This is a genomic window from Kineococcus sp. AC630, assembly GCF_979255925.1.
Map to the genome: position 1 here is coordinate 46,974 of NZ_CEEDMJ010000001.1, position 14,457 is coordinate 61,430.

The window sequence follows — 14,457 nt, forward strand, 5'->3', positions numbered from 1 at the left end:
CAAAAGGAGCGGGATGTCGAACCGGCGGAACCTGGGCAGCGAACTGCTGCGGCTGACCCACCTGCGTCCGGGCCTCACCCGCGCCGACGCCGCCCGGGAACTCGGCACCGGGACGGGGACGACCGCCGAGATCGTCGTCCGGTTGCTGGCCGACCACCTCCTGTCCGAGGGCGATGCCTCCTCGGAGGGCCGGCGCGGGCGACCGACCCGCCCCCTGCTCCCCCACCCGGACGGCCCGCTCGTGCTGGCCGCGGAGATCACCCACGAGGACTGGCGGCTGCGGGTCGTCGAACTCGGCGGGGCGACCCTGGCCGAGGCGGGCGGTCCGCACCCCTCGCACTCCCCCGACCCCGTGCTCACCGCGGTCCGGGCGGCGGCGCGCACGATGCTGCGCCGCTTCCCCCGTCGGGTGCGCGGCGCGGGACTGGCCGCTCCGGGCGTCGTCCGCGACGGCCACCTCCTCGAGGCGCCCCTGCTGGGCTGGCGCGACGTCGACCTGCGGACCGCCTGGCCGCGCTCCCCGGACCTGCCCGCCGAGGCCGTGCTCGCGGGCAACGACGCCCGGTGCGCCGCCGCGGCGGAGTCCGTCCGCGGCCGGGCCGTCGGGGCGAGGCTCGCCCTCCACCTGCACCTCGACGCCGGTCTCGGCGGTGCCCTGACCGCCGACGGGGAACTCGTCGACGGCGCCCACGGCAGCGCCGGGGAGTTCGGTCACCTGCCCTTCGGGGATCCCGCCCGTTCCTGCGGTTGCGGTGCCCGCGGTTGCTGGGGCACGGCCCTGGACGGAGCCGCCTTCGCCCGGTCGCTGCGGCAGGACGAACCCCACGACCCGGTCGCCTTCAGCCACCGCGTCCTGGACCGCGCCCGGCGCGGTGACGTCGAGGCGCTGCGCGCGGTCGCGGAGATCGCGACGAACCTCGGCCGCGGCATCGCGGGTCTGGTCAACGCGCTCGACGCGGACCTGGTCACCGTCGGGGGGTTGGCCGCACGCCTGCACGACGCGGCGCCCGACGCCGTGCGCGCCGCGCTCGAGGAGGGGTCGATGACCCTGCGTCGCAGCACGCCTCCCGTGCTCACCAGCGGGGCCTTCGGCGCGGACGGTCCGCTCGTGGGGGCCGCGGAACTGGTCTGGTCGCGGTCGTGGGACCGACTGGAACGCTCCCGGGGTGCAGGATGAGCCCGTGCCGGGGCCCATCCAGTCCATCGAACGCGCAGCGGCCGTGCTGCGGTTGCTGGCGAGCGCCGGGCAGGGTCTCGGGGTCGTCGACATCGGCAACGCGCTGGGCCTGGCGAAGACGACGGCGCACGGGATCGTCCGCACCCTCGTCGACGTGGGTTTCGTCGAGCAGGACGAGTCGGGCGACTACCGCGCCTCCCCCGGGCTGGCGGACCTGGGCCGACCCCGCATCGACGCGAACGACCTGCGCGCCCGGGCGGTGAACTGGGCCGACTCCCTGGCCAGCCGGACGGGGGAATCGGTGCGGTTGGCGATGCTGGCGGAGGGGCGGGCGCTCGTCGTGCACCACGTGTTCCGGCCCGACGACAGCGCGCAGGAACTCAGCACGGGCGCCTCGTTGCCGGCCCACGCGTGCGCGCTCGGCAAGGTGCTGCTGGCCTCGGCCCCGGTCCGTCCCCGGGGACGGCTCACGGCGATGACGGCGCGGACGACGGTGGACCCGGCGGCGCTGCGGCGCACCCTGGCCGCGGTCCGGGAACAGGGCTGGGCGCTGGACGTGGAGGAGCTCGAGGTCGGTGGCGCGGGCATCGCCGCCCCGGTCCGCGACCTCGGCGGCCTGGTCGTGGGGGCGATCGGGATCGACGGCGACGCCGACCGGCTCGTGGACCCCCAGGGCCGACCGCGGGCCGGACTGGTACCGGCCGTCCGCCACGCCGCGCGGTCCATCTCGCGGGGGCTCGGCGCGCGTGACCGCTGAACGAGCGGCATCGGGCAGGATGACCGGAGTGACCGAACAGCGCCCGGAACACCGCGGTTACGTCATCGCGATCGACCAGGGCACGACCTCGACCCGCTGCATCCTCTTCGACCACGCCGGCCGGCTGGTGGCGATCGCCCAGCGGGAACACCGTCAGCACTACCCGAGACCCGGCTGGGTGGAGCACGACGCGGCGGAGATCTGGCGCAACGTGGCGCGACTGGTCCCGCAGGCCATGGCCCAGGTGGACGCCACCCCGGCCGACGTGGTGGCGATCGGGATCGCGAACCAGCGCGAGACGGTCGTCGCGTGGGACCGGCGCACGGGGGATCCGGTGAGCCCGGCGATCGTGTGGCAGGACACCCGCACCACGGAACTCGTCGAGGGTCTGGCGGCCGACGGCGGGGCCGACCGCTACACCGACGTCTGCGGTCTCCCGCTGACGACGTACTTCGCCGGGCCGCGCATCGGGTGGATGCTCGCCCACGACCCGGCCCTGCGGCGCCGCGCCGAGCACGGTGAGGTGCTGTTCGGGACGATCGACTCCTGGCTGGTCTGGAACCTGACCGGCGGTCCCGACGGTGGGCGCCACGTCACCGACGTGACCAACGCGAGCCGCACGATGCTGATGGACCTGGAGACGCTCGACTACTCGCCGCAGATGCTGGAGGTCTTCGACGTCCCACGCCGGGCGCTGCCGGACATCGTGTCGAGTTCACAGGTCTACGGGAAGGCGACCACGGTCGTGCCGGGGGCCCTCATCGGCGCGGCCCTGGGCGACCAGCAGGCCGCCCTGTTCGGCCAGACCTGCTTCTCCCCCGGGGAGGCGAAGTGCACGTACGGGACGGGCAGTTTTCTGCTGATGAACACCGGCACGGAGATCACCCGGTCGACCCACGGGTTGCTGACGACCGTCGCGCACCGGATCGGCGACGAACCCCCGGTCTACGCGTTGGAGGGTTCCATCGCGATCACCGGTGCCCTGGTGCAGTGGTTGCGCGACAACCTCGGTCTCATCTCGACCGCACCGGAGATCGAGACCCTCGCCCGCACCGTCGAGGACAACGGGGGGTGCTACTTCGTGCCGGCGTTCTCGGGGTTGTTCGCGCCGCACTGGCGCTCGGAGGCGCGGGGTCTGGTCATCGGTCTCACCTCCTTCGTGACCAAGGGCCACATCGCCCGCGCGGCGCTGGAGTCCACGGCTTGGCAGACCCGCGAGGTCGTCGAGGCGATGGACGCCGACTCGGGTCTGCGGCTGGCGTCGTTGCGGGTGGACGGGGGCATGACGTCGAACAACCTGCTGATGCAGACCGTGGCCGACGTCCTGGACGCCCCCGTGGTCCGGCCGATGGTCAGCGAGACGGTGTCGCTGGGTGCGGCCTACGCGGCCGGGCTGGCCGTGGGTTTCTGGCCCGACCTCGACGCCCTGCGCCGACGCTGGCACCGGGCCGGGCAGTGGTCACCGTCGATGGCGCCCGAGGAACGTGAACTCGGCTGGGAGTACTGGCAGCAGGCCGTCCAGCGGACGTTCGACTGGATCCGGCACTGACGTCCGGCGCTGACGTCCGGCACCTCGGTCAGCCCGCGTGGATCCGGGGACGCTGCGCGGGTTCCGGAACGGCACGGCGCACGACCTCGCGGGTGACGGGTGCGACCTCGCCGAGGCCCAGCAGCAGGAAGCGCGCGAAGTTGACCAGCGGGTTCCCCTCCGACCACTCGAACCAGACGTCGGGCAGCACCCCGGTCCGGTCGCGGACGGCGAGCGAGACCGCGGCGACGGAGTTCGCGACGGCCGAACTGCGCACGGTCAGGACGCGGTGGCCGAAGCGTTCCTCCCCGTGGACCTCCAGTTCGGTCTCGAACTCCGAGGCGTCGGTGACGGTGACCTCGAGGAACACGGCGGGCTCGTCGGAGGGGATGTGCTGGTCGCGGCGTTCGTCGTACATCTTCTCGGCGTACTCGGCCTCGTCCCGGGCGTCGGGTTCGTTGGCGATGATGTTCAGCGCACCCCGGGCCGCGGCCTCGTCCAGGAACCTCCGGGCCACCTCGTCGAACTCGACCCCGGTGGCCCGCAGCTCGAACGCGCGACGGGCCCGGGAGACCAGCGAGACCACGATGATCGCCGTGATGAAGCAACCGGCGATCTGCACCCCCTCGGGTCGCTCGATGACGTTGGCCACGGTGGTGTAGAGGAACACCACGGTGATGGCGGAGAACGCCACCGTCGCCCGGCGTCGGCCCCGGCGGTGCGCGGACAACGTCACCGCCACGGTGGCGGAGGTGATGAGGACGAGGACGCCGGTGGCGTAGGCACCACCCTGGGCGTCGACGTCGGCGTCGAACAACCAGGTCACCAGGAAGGCGATCGCCGTGAACACGAGGACGAGGGGGCGCACCGCGCGGGCCCACTGCGGGGCCATCCCGTAGCGGGGCAGGTAGCGCGGGACGAGGTTCAGCAGGCCGGCCATGGCCGAGGCGCCGGCGAACCAGAGGATGGCGATGGTGCTGACGTCGTAGGCCGTGCCGAAGGCTCCCCCGAGGTACTCGTGGGCGAGGTAGGCCAGGGCGCGGCCGTTCGCCTCGCCGCCGGGCTGGAACTCCGCGGCCGGGATGAGCACGCTCGTCGCGAAGCTGGACGCGAGCAGGAACACGCTCATGACGATGGCCGCGACGGCCAGCAGGCGTTTCGCCCCGGCGATCCGGTCACCGCTGATCTGCGGCATCACCAGGACACCGGTCTCGAAACCCGACAACCCGAGCGCGAGCTGCGGGAAGACGACGAGGGCCGCACCGATCACCGCCCACGGCGACGACCCCTGGTTCAGCACGGCGTTCCACCAGTCCTGCACCGACACGGGGTGTCCCACGACGTGCGTGAGGGCGTCGACCACGACGACGGCGTTCAGCGCCAGGAAGGCCACGACGAGGACCACCGCGACCCCGATCGCCTCCGAGAAACCCCGCAGGAACACCGCCCCCAGCGCGGCGAGCAGCACCAGGGTCACCAGCACCTGGTGCCCCTCGAGGAACTGCGGGACGTAGGGGTTCTGCAGGGCGTGCTTCGTCGCGTCGGCGGCGCTCAGCGTCATGGTGATGAGGAAGTCGGTGGCCGCGAAACCCAGGAGCACGAGCACGAACAGCTTGCCGCCCCACCAGGGCAGGACCTTCTCCAGCATGGCGATGGACCCCTCGCCGTTGGGGCTCTCCTCCGCCACGCGCCGGTACACCGGGAGCGCACCGAGGAGGGTCACGACCACCAGGACGAGGGTCGCGATCGGGGAGATGACGCCCGCGGCGAGGAAGGCGATGGCCGGCTGGTAGCCGAGGGTGGAGAAGTAGTCGACCCCGGTGAGGCAGACGACCTTCCACCACGGGTGACCCGGGTGCTCGACGCGCCCCTTCCCGTGCGGTCCGGGGTGGCGGCTCGCCCGTTCCTCCGATCCCGACATCAACCACGAACGACAGACCTCAGCGGCACGCACGCTCCCATCAGCGCAGGGGGCGCCGACGAGAGCAACCAGGACGCACCTCCTGCCGCGGATCTTGACGCGTTCCTTACGCCGGGACGACCTCCACCCGGACGCCGGCCGCCACCAGTCCCGCGATGACCTCGGCCGGGGCGGAGGAGTCCGTCACCAGCACGTCGACCTCCTCGAGACCGCAGACGACGGCGAGGGCGGTCCGGTGGAACTTGACCCCTTCGGCGACGAGGACGGTCCGCTGCGCACTGCGGCGCAGCGCCTTCTTGACCGCCGCGTCGGCCAGGTCGTGCGCCGTGACCCCCGCGTCGGGGTCGGCCGCGCAGCAGGTCAGCACGGCCGTGTCGAAGCGGAGCTCGGCCAGCGCCCGTTCGGCGAGCGGGCCGACGATGCTGCCCTCAGGATGGCGCACGGCGCCCCCGGGCAGCAGCAGGGAGACGCTCGGGCTGCCGGCGAGGGCGGCGATGCCCTGCACGGACAACGGCATCACCGTCAGCCGGCGACCGGCCAGGGCCTGCGCGGTGGCCGCACCCGTCGTCCCGCTGTCGAGCACCACGGCCTCCCCGTCGCCGATCAGACCGGCGACGACGGCCGCGAGGCGCGCCTTGAGCGGTGCCTCGTCGACCGCCCGGACCTCGAAGGGCAACCCCTCGCCGCGCAACGTCGAGGGCACCGCCCCGCCCCGGACCCGGCGCAGGGCACCGAGACCGGCGAGCACGTCGAGGTCGCGGCGCACCGTGATGGTGGAGGTCTCGAGCCGTCGCGCCAGGTCGGGCACCTCGACCCGGCCGCGGGTGTGCAGCAGGTCGAGGATCACGCGGTGCCTGGTTCCGACATCCATGTTCACAAAGTACCTCATCTGTGATCGAATGGTCATCAACAACGATCACAACGAGGTTCAGGACGCGATGCCCAGCTCGATCTCCCGGTGGCGCAACGCCATCACCGTCTCCTTCGGCCTCGGCGGCATCGCCCTCTCCACCTGGGGACCGCGGCTGCCCGCCCTGAAGGCCGACCTGCAGCTGGACACCGGCGGACTGGGGGTCCTGCTCGCCGGGGTCACCGTCGGCTCCGTCGCCGGCCTGCTCTGCGCCGCACCGGTGATCACCCGGTTCGGGGCCCGTCGGGCGATCCCCGCCGTCATCGTCCTCGTGGCGGCGAGCATCGCCCTCATCGGCTTCGGCGCGGCCCTGCCCTCGGTCCCCGTCGTCGGCGTGGGTTTCGTCGTGGCCGGGTTCTGCATCGGCTCGCTCGACGTGATGATCAACATCGACGGAGCGGCGGCCGAGGAGGCGGCCGGGCGCACCCTCATGCCGCTGATGCACGCCGCCTGGTCCGGTGGGGCGGCGGTCGGCTCCGGGATCGGGGCCGCCTGCGCCGCGCTCGACGTCTCCCCGTCGAAGCAGTTCCTCGGCGAGGCCGTCCTCATCGCCGCGGCCGCGGCCTTCGTCGCCCGCAACCTCCCCGACGGCGTCCGCGCCGGGCAGGAGGCACCGCAAGGGCCTGCCTCGCAACGCCTCCGCACCTGGCTGCGGGGCTGGACGGACGTGCGTCTGCTGATGATCGGCGTCGTCATGCTGGGTGCGGAGCTCGGCGAAGGTTCGGCGAACAACTGGCTGACGCTCGCCGCGGAGGACGGGCACGGTCTCGACCCCGCGCTGGCCGCGTTGTTCTTCACCGTCTTCGCCGTCTCCGAGATGCTGACCCGCATCGCGGGCGGCCCGCTCGTCGACCGGTTCGGCCGGGTCGCCACCACCCGCGCGACCATCGCGCTCGGCGTCGTCGGTATCGTCCTGTTCATCCTCGTCGACAACCCGGTCGTCGTCCTCGTCGGCGTGCTCCTGTGGGCGGTCGGGGTGTCGATGGGGTTCCCGCTCGGCATGACCGCCGCGGCCCAGAGCGGCCCGAACCCGGCGGCCCGGGTCAGCGTCGTCGCCGCGATCGGCTACTTCGCCAACCTCGCAGGCCCTCCGGGGGTCGGTTTCCTCGCCCAGTCGACGGGTCTGCTGCCCGCGCTGTGGCTCATCGCCGTGCTGATGCTCGTCGCCTTCGGGGCCGCGGGCTCGTTCGGAACGCGCACCGGTGAGTCCGTTCACACTTCGAACCGGTAGGTCCGTTCACACTTCGAACCGGTAGGTCCGTTCACACTTCGAACCGGTAGGTCCGTTCAGACCTCGAAGCGGTAGCCCATCCCCGGTTCGGTGATGAGGTGCACCGGAGAACCCGGCACCTTCTCCAGCTTGCGGCGCAGCTGACCGACGTAGACCCGCAGGTAGTTCGTCTCCCGGCCGTAGGCCGGTCCCCAGACCTCCTTCAGCAACTGGGTCTGGGTGACCAGCCGGCCGGCGTTGCCGACCAGGACCTGCAGCAGGTGCCACTCCGTCGGGGTCAGCTTCACCGGAGCGCCGTCGCGGGTCACGGTGCGCCGGGCCAGGTCGATGTGCAGGTCGTCGACGTCGACCACCTCCTCCGCACCGCCACCGGGCACCTCCCCGCGCCGGACCGCCGCGCGCAACCGGGCCAGCAGCACGTCCATCGCGAAGGGTTTCGTCACGTAGTCGTCGGCCCCCGCATCGAGGGCGTCCACGGCGTCCGCGGCCGCGGTCCGCGCGGTGAGGACGATGATCGGGACCCGGCTCCAGCCGCGGATCCCGGCGATGACCTCGAGGCCGTCGAGGTCGGGCAGGCCGAGGTCGAGCAGCACCACGTCGGGGTGGGTGCTCGCGGCGGCCTCCAACGCCGACCCGCCGTCGGCGGCGACCGTCACGTCCCAGCCGCGGGCGGTCAGGTTGATCGACAACGCCCGCCGCAGACCCGGTTCGTCGTCGACCACCAGCACCCTGCTCACGACGGCGATCCTGCCAGGGGGAGGTCGAGGACCATCGTCAGGCCACCCCCGGGGGTGTCCACCGCTTCGAGGCGGCCCCCGACCGCCTCGGTCAGTCCCCGGGCCACGGCGAGTCCCAGACCCAGGCCGGCCCCGGAGCGGTCGCCCAGCCGCTGGAACGGGGTGAACGCCCGTTCCTTCGCCGCGCCCGGCAACCCCGGACCGTGGTCGACCACGAGCAACCGCACCACGCTGCGGGCGTCCTCGGTGGCCACGGCCGCGCCGAGGGCGACCACACCCCCGCCGTGACGCACCGCGTTCTGCACCAGGTTCGCCACGACCCGCTGCAGCAGCCCGGGGTCCGTCGCGATCGGCGGCAGGTCCGCGGGCAGGTCGAGGCGGACCCGGCCGGGTTCGACGTCGCGCAGCGCCGCACCCACGACCTCCTCGAGGTCCACGTCCACGACCAGGGCCTCGACGACCCCGCTGCGGACCCGGGTCAGGTCCAGCAGGTCGTCGATCAGCGCCTGCAACCGGTCCGCGGAGTTCCCCACCTCGGCGAGGAGCTCGTCCCGCAGGTCCTGCGAGAGGTCGATGTCCGTGGCCCGCAGGCTGTCCAGCGACGCCTTCAACGTGGCCAGCGGGGTCCGCAGGTCGTGCGAGACCGCGGTCAGCAACGCCCCCCGGACGGCATCCCCCTCCTCCAGGCGCCGCACCTGGGCGGCCTCGGCCCGCAACCGCTGCCGTTGGCGGACGGCCGCGACCTGGGTGGCGAAACCCTCCAGCACCCGGCGGTCGTCGGCGGAGAGCAACCGCCCCCGCAACGCCAGGCACGTCAGGTCGTCGACGACGACCTCGGCGTCGGAATCGCTGGGGCGCAGGCAGACCGGATCCCCCTCGGAGGCGACGAGGCGCCAGGCGGACGTGGGTCCCTCGCGTTCGAGCAGCGACACCGAATCGACGGCGAACGTCTCGCGGGTGTGGCGCAGGGCCTCGGTCAACGGATCGGCCGCGAGCAGCGCGGTGCGGGTGAGCACGGACAACGCCTCCGACTCCGCCCGGCTGCGGGTCGCGTCCCGGGTGCGGCGCGCGGCCGTGTCGACCGTGCTGGACACGGCGACGGCAACCAGCAGGAAGACGACGAGGGCCACCGCGTTGGTGGGCTGGGCGATGGCGAGCTGGTGGTAGGGCGGGGTGAAGAACCAGTTCACCGCGAAACTCCCCAGCAGGGCCGCGGCCAGCGCGGGCAGCAACCCGCCGACCAGGGCCGCGGCGACCACGACGACCAGGAAACCCAGCAGGTCCGTCGCGAGGTCCTGCGTGGGGACGGCGAGCAACAACCCGGTGACCACCACGGGCCCGGCCACGGCGAGCACCCACCCCCACGCCCGCCGCCCCGCGGGCAGCGTCGCGCGGGGGCGTCCGGGCAACCGCAGCGGCCGGGCCTGCGCCTCGTGGGTCACGACGAGCACGTCGATCGCCCCCGAACCGCGCACGACGGCGTCCCCGACCCCGCGACGGACGAGCGAGGCGATCGGCCGGTGCCGACTGGCCCCCACGACGAGCTGGGACGCGTTGACGCCGCGGGCGAACTCCAGCAGGGACGCGGCGACGTCGTCCCCGACGACCTGGTGGTAGGTCCCGCCGAGGCTCTCGACGAGGGTCCGCTGATCGGCGAGGCGCGCCGGCGAGGTCCGCACGAGTCCGTCACCGCTCGCGACGTGGACGGCGTGCAGTTCCCCACCGGCGCCCCGGCCCGCGATCCGTGCGGCCCGCCGCACCAGCGTGGCCCCCTCGGCCCCGCCCGTGAGGGCCACGACGACCCGTTCGCGAGCGGACCACGTCGCCTCGATCCCCTGCTGGGCCCGGTAGCGTTCCAGCCCCTCGTCGACCCGGTCGGCCAGCCAGAGGAGCGCGAGCTCGCGCAGCGCGGTGAGGTTCCCCGTGCGGAAGTAGTTCGACAACGCCGCGTCGACCCGGGCCGGGGCGTAGACGTTGCCGTGCGAGAGCCTGCGCTGCAACGCCTCGGGGGTCATGTCGACCAGCTGGACCTGTTCCGCGGCACGCAGGACCGCGTCGGGCAGGGTCTCGCGCTGCTGGATCCCCGTGATGTTCTCGACGACGTCGTTGAGGGACTCGAGGTGCTGGATGTTCACGGTGGAGACGACGTCGATCCCCGCCTCCAGGAGTTCCTGGACGTCCTGCCACCGTTTCGGGTTCCGCGAGCCGGGGGCGTTCGTGTGGGCCAGTTCGTCGACGACCGCCACCTGCGGGTCGCGGCGCAGGACGGCGTCGACGTCGAGTTCCCCGCACTCGACACCGCGGTGCACGACGGTCCGGCGGGGCAGGACCTCCAGGCCGCGCACCGCCGCCGCGGTGTGCTCGCGGCCGTGGCTCTCGACGAGGGCGACGACGACGTCCGTCCCCCGCGCGGCGCGGCGGTGCGCCTCGTCGAGCGCGGCGTAGGTCTTGCCCACGCCCGGCGCCGCGCCGAGGAAGACCCGGAGTCGTCCCCGGCGGTTCTCGTCCACCCCGACAGTGTCACCGACACGGCGGTGCTCACCACCCTCTCCACCGCCGGCGACCGGCGCGAGCACCCGGGTGGGGGTCTGCCCCGGAACGCGTTCAGGTGGACCACGGTGAACACGTGCTCGTCACCGTCGTGCGGGCTCGTCGGCCCGGACTCGAGCGACTCCCGAGCCTAGGCCACGACCTGCGTGAAGATCTCCTGTTCGACCCGGCTCCGCGCCTGCACCAGAGCCCCGGTGACGACGGCCTTGTCCCCCAACGCCGACAGCCGCACGTCCGGCGGGAAGAGCAGGTGCTCCTCGAACTCGGCTTCCAGCGCTTCCTGCAGGACGGGACCCGCCAGCGACATGCCGCCGCCGACCACGACGGTGGCCGGGTTCAGGACCAGCAGGGCGGGAGCGATACCGGTCACCAGAGTGCGCGAGATCCTCCGGACCGCTGCGATCGCCGCGACGTCGCCGGCGCCGGCCGCCTGAGTGATGATCTCGGCGGTCACCGGGACGGCACCGTCCGCGTAGGCGGCACCCAGTCGCGACTCGGGGTGCTGAGCGACCGCCTGACGCCCCGCCTCCACCAGCGCGGGAGCGTTGACGGCAGCCTCCAGCGGGCCGTAGCCGGCATCGTGCGCTCCTCCTCCGCGCACCGCTCCGTAGCCGACCTCGCCACTGGCGCCGTGGTGGCCACGAACGAGCTGACCGTTGGCGATGACCCCGGCCCCCATGCGCTCGCCCAGCAGCAGGTAGAGCAGGTCCTCGGACGGTCCCTGGGTCAGATCACGCTCGGCGAGGGCAGCGAGGTTCGCGTCGTTCTCCAGCTCGACGTCGCAGTCGATGACATCGCGCAGCGACTCCAGCAGGTCGAAGTTCGACCACCCGACCAGGCCCGGGGACTTGACCACGTGTCGCCGCTGCCGGTCGAGGATGCCTGGCGTCCCGATGGTGCAGGCCAGGGGGTCGGCTGCACCGATGCCCGCGGAACGAAGGGCAGCCGTGATCGACTGCCGCAGGACCCTGAACCTGTCCGAGGCCGACGTGGTGGTGGTCACCTTCTCCCGGTCGGTCGCCAGGACGATCCCCCGCAGGTCACTGATGCACACCGTCAGGGTGTGGGCCCCAACGTCGGCCCCGAGGAGGAACCCGGCCCGGGCGTTGAACTGGTACGTACGGGCAGGACGCCCCAAGCGCCCTCCCCCTTCAGCCGGATCGCTCAGGCTGAGCCAGCCCTGCTCGAGCAGTCCCTCCGAGAGGGTTTCGACCGTCGGGCGTGAGAGGCCCGTGACCGCGCCGATCTCCGTCACCCGCAGCGGGTCCGCCGCGCGGTACAGCGCGCGCAGCACAGCGCAGGAGTTGCGCTGTCGCAGTGAGGCGCCCGATCCCCCCGAGGGCAGTTGAGCGGACGACGTTGACACGGCCACACCCCGACCCTATGGTCCCTGACATACGAAAGGCAATTGCCTTTCGGAAAGGCCCGGGCCACGGTCCCAGTGAAGGAGCCTCCCTTGCCCGCTTCTGCCTCCCCCCACGCGGACCGCGCACCAGCCGGCGTGACGTCCCGCAACCGCACACCGTCGCGCTCGACCGCGCTCAGGCGACTGGGCCTCTGGCTCGTTCTGGCGATCATCGTCCTGCTCTTGTCGATCGCCTCCCCGACCTTCCGGTCGACCTTCAACCTCCAGAACATCCTCGAGCAGAACGCCCTCATCGGCGTCGTCGCCTGCGGCATGACGATCATGATGATCGCCGGCGGCTTCGACCTCTCCGTAGGAGCCACCGGAGCCACCGCAGCCGTCACCGGCGCGGCGGTCGCCAACCTCGGATGGGGGACCGTGCCCACCGTGGCAGCAGCCCTGCTGGTCGGCCTGGTGATCGGCCTGGTCAACGGCTTCCTCATCGCGAGGCTGAAGATCAACGCCTTCGTGACCACTTTCGCGATGGCCAGTGTCGTCCTCGGTCTCCTCTTCGTCGCCACCGGAGCCCAGTCGATCCCCGGAGGCTCTCCCGCCCTGCAGTGGGCAGCGACCGGCCGGCTGGGCCCCCTCCCGGTCAGCTTCGTCCTGTTCGCCCTCTGTCTCCTCGTCGTGTGGGTCCTGCTGACCCGCACCAAGTTCGGGCACTACGTCTACGCGGTCGGCGGCAACGCCCAGGCCAGTCGTCTCTCAGGTGTCCCCGTCGAGTTCGTCCAGGTCGCCGCCTTCACCCTGGGGGGCGTCCTGGCCAGCGCCGGCGGGTTGATCCTGCTGGGGCAGACGAGCGTGGGCCAACCCTCCGCCGCCGCCGACTGGCCGCTACGGGCCATCGCCATCTGCGTCGTCGGCGGCGTCGCGCTGACGGGAGGCATCGGGCGCATCGAGGACGTCCTGGCCGCCACCTTGCTGCTGGGAGTCATCGCCAACGGCATGAACCAGCTCGGCATCGCCAGCGACTGGCAGCCCATCGTCACCGGCCTGGTCATCCTCTTCGCCGTCGTCCTCGACCAGTACAGCCGACGCAAGCGAGCCACAGCCCCGGCACCGACGCCGGCGACTGCAGGAACCGCAGCACGAGGAGAGATCGCCGGCCCGCCGGCCTCCGCCTCCACCTCCCGCAGTGCTTCCTGACCTCCCCTGACCTGGAAAGCGAGCAGCTCATGAACCAGCACCTGACCCGCCGCACCCTCCTCCGCTCGGCGTCCGGCGCCTTGGCACTGGCCGCCGCCACCACGGCCTCCGCCTGCGGCAACTCCCAGGCCGGCACCGGCGACAAGCGCCTGCTCATCGGCGTCGCCCAGGCCGACACGACCGTCTCGTTCCTGGCCACGCTGGACAAGGCCATCGAAGACGAAGCCGAGAAGCTGGGCATGGACACCGTCATCCTCAACGGTGAGTACGACAACGCCATCCAGGCCGCCAACGTCAACCAGCTCGTGGCCCGCAAGGTCGACCTCATCCTGGTCATCTCTTCCAGCCCCACGGCAGTCGTGCCCGCCATCGCGAACGCCAAGAAGGCCGACATCCCGGTCATCGCGGTCAACGCCCGCCTCGACGACGCCGCCGAGATCGTCACCTTCGTCGGCGCGTCCGACTTCGACTACGGCAAGGGCGAAGGCGACATGCTGGCCCAGGCGCTTCCCCGGGGCGGAAAGGTGGCCGTGATCCTGGGCCCTCTGGGGTCCACTCCTCAGGTGCAGCGCTTGAACGGCCTGAAGGAGGCCATCAAGACTCGCCCCGACATCCAGATCATCGCGACGCCCAGCGACGACTTCGACAGCAGCAAGAACCTGGCCGTCACCCAGGACCTGCTGACGAAGTACCCCGAGGGCCAGCTCGCGGCGATCGTCGCCCAAGGTCCTCAGATGTACGTCGGCGCCGACTACGCGTCCAAGAACGGCCGGAACGACATCACGTTCATCGCCGGGGACTACTCCAAGCAGGTCGAGGAGTCCATCAGGACCGGGTCCATGTACGGCACCGTCAACCAGAGCCCTGAACTCGAGGGGCGATTGGGAGTCCAGTACGCCCACGCGTGGTTGACGGGCAAGCAGAGTGAGGTGCCTCGGCCGGAACACCTCATCCCCCTGCCTGCCATCACCCAGGAGAACGTCGCGGGCACCCCGTCGACCTGGAGCAACTGATGAACGCCATCGACGACGGAGAAGGGACGGAGTGACACGGTGTCCGATCGAAGAGCGCCCTCGGAACCCCTGCAGCACG

At 72.2% G+C, this 14,457-nt stretch carries 11 protein-coding genes; 6 read left to right on the forward strand and 5 right to left on the reverse strand.

All coding sequences use genetic code 11. The annotated features are described in order from the left end of the window. Positions 1-13 precede the first annotated feature (13 nt). Genes AC0I8G_RS00260 through glpK form a run of 3 tightly spaced genes read left to right on the forward strand, consistent with a single transcriptional unit; the run spans position 14 to position 3,483 of the window. Positions 14-1,177 carry an ROK family protein gene (locus AC0I8G_RS00260; protein ID WP_471728174.1) on the forward strand — a complete coding sequence of 388 codons (1,164 nt, stop codon included), beginning with the start codon at positions 14-16 and terminating at the stop codon, positions 1,175-1,177. A 4-nt stretch (positions 1,178-1,181) separates the two neighbouring features. Further along, a complete protein-coding gene (locus AC0I8G_RS00265; protein ID WP_471728175.1) occupies positions 1,182-1,934 on the forward strand; it encodes an IclR family transcriptional regulator in 753 nt (250 codons plus the stop codon). Between the two features lie 19 nt (positions 1,935-1,953). Next, positions 1,954-3,483 (forward strand): glycerol kinase GlpK, encoded by a 1,530-nt coding sequence (glpK, locus tag AC0I8G_RS00270; RefSeq protein ID WP_471728176.1) that lies wholly within the window; start codon positions 1,954-1,956, stop codon positions 3,481-3,483. A gap of 28 nt (positions 3,484-3,511) precedes the next feature. On the opposite strand, the gene AC0I8G_RS00275 is transcribed toward glpK, so the two are convergent. Further along, the gene (locus AC0I8G_RS00275; protein WP_471728177.1) at positions 3,512-5,383 is read right to left on the reverse strand and encodes an APC family permease; all 1,872 of its coding nucleotides are present in this window, start codon (positions 5,381-5,383) and stop codon (positions 3,512-3,514) included. Between the two features lie 106 nt (positions 5,384-5,489). Then, positions 5,490-6,254 (reverse strand): DeoR/GlpR family DNA-binding transcription regulator, encoded by a 765-nt coding sequence (locus tag AC0I8G_RS00280; RefSeq protein WP_471728178.1) that lies wholly within the window; start codon positions 6,252-6,254, stop codon positions 5,490-5,492. A 67-nt stretch (positions 6,255-6,321) separates the two neighbouring features. Between AC0I8G_RS00280 and AC0I8G_RS00285 the strand changes: the two genes are divergently transcribed. Then, on the forward strand, positions 6,322-7,524 hold the full coding sequence (locus tag AC0I8G_RS00285) for an MFS transporter (protein ID WP_471728179.1): 1,203 nt from the start codon (positions 6,322-6,324) through the stop codon (positions 7,522-7,524). A gap of 56 nt (positions 7,525-7,580) precedes the next feature. Here AC0I8G_RS00285 and AC0I8G_RS00290 read toward each other — a convergent pair whose 3' ends face one another. From AC0I8G_RS00290 to AC0I8G_RS00300, 3 genes are all read right to left on the reverse strand, one after another. Beyond that, on the reverse strand, positions 7,581-8,261 hold the full coding sequence (locus AC0I8G_RS00290) for a response regulator (protein ID WP_471728180.1): 681 nt from the start codon (positions 8,259-8,261) through the stop codon (positions 7,581-7,583). Then, positions 8,258-10,771 carry a sensor histidine kinase gene (locus AC0I8G_RS00295; protein WP_471728181.1) on the reverse strand — a complete coding sequence of 838 codons (2,514 nt, stop codon included), beginning with the start codon at positions 10,769-10,771 and terminating at the stop codon, positions 8,258-8,260. The genes AC0I8G_RS00290 and AC0I8G_RS00295 overlap by 4 nt, the downstream gene beginning before the upstream one ends. Positions 10,772-10,941: 170 nt before the next feature. Then, positions 10,942-12,105, reverse strand: a complete 1,164-nt coding sequence (locus tag AC0I8G_RS00300; protein WP_471728182.1) for an ROK family transcriptional regulator — start codon at positions 12,103-12,105, stop codon at positions 10,942-10,944. Positions 12,106-12,312: 207 nt separating this feature from the next. On the opposite strand from AC0I8G_RS00300, the gene AC0I8G_RS00305 reads away from it, so the two are divergent. Further along, complete coding sequence (locus tag AC0I8G_RS00305; protein WP_471728183.1) at positions 12,313-13,365, forward strand: ABC transporter permease; 1,053 nt, start codon at positions 12,313-12,315, stop codon at positions 13,363-13,365. Between the two features lie 29 nt (positions 13,366-13,394). Further along, positions 13,395-14,378, forward strand: a complete 984-nt coding sequence (locus AC0I8G_RS00310; RefSeq protein WP_471728184.1) for a sugar ABC transporter substrate-binding protein — start codon at positions 13,395-13,397, stop codon at positions 14,376-14,378. Positions 14,379-14,457 lie beyond the last annotated feature (79 nt).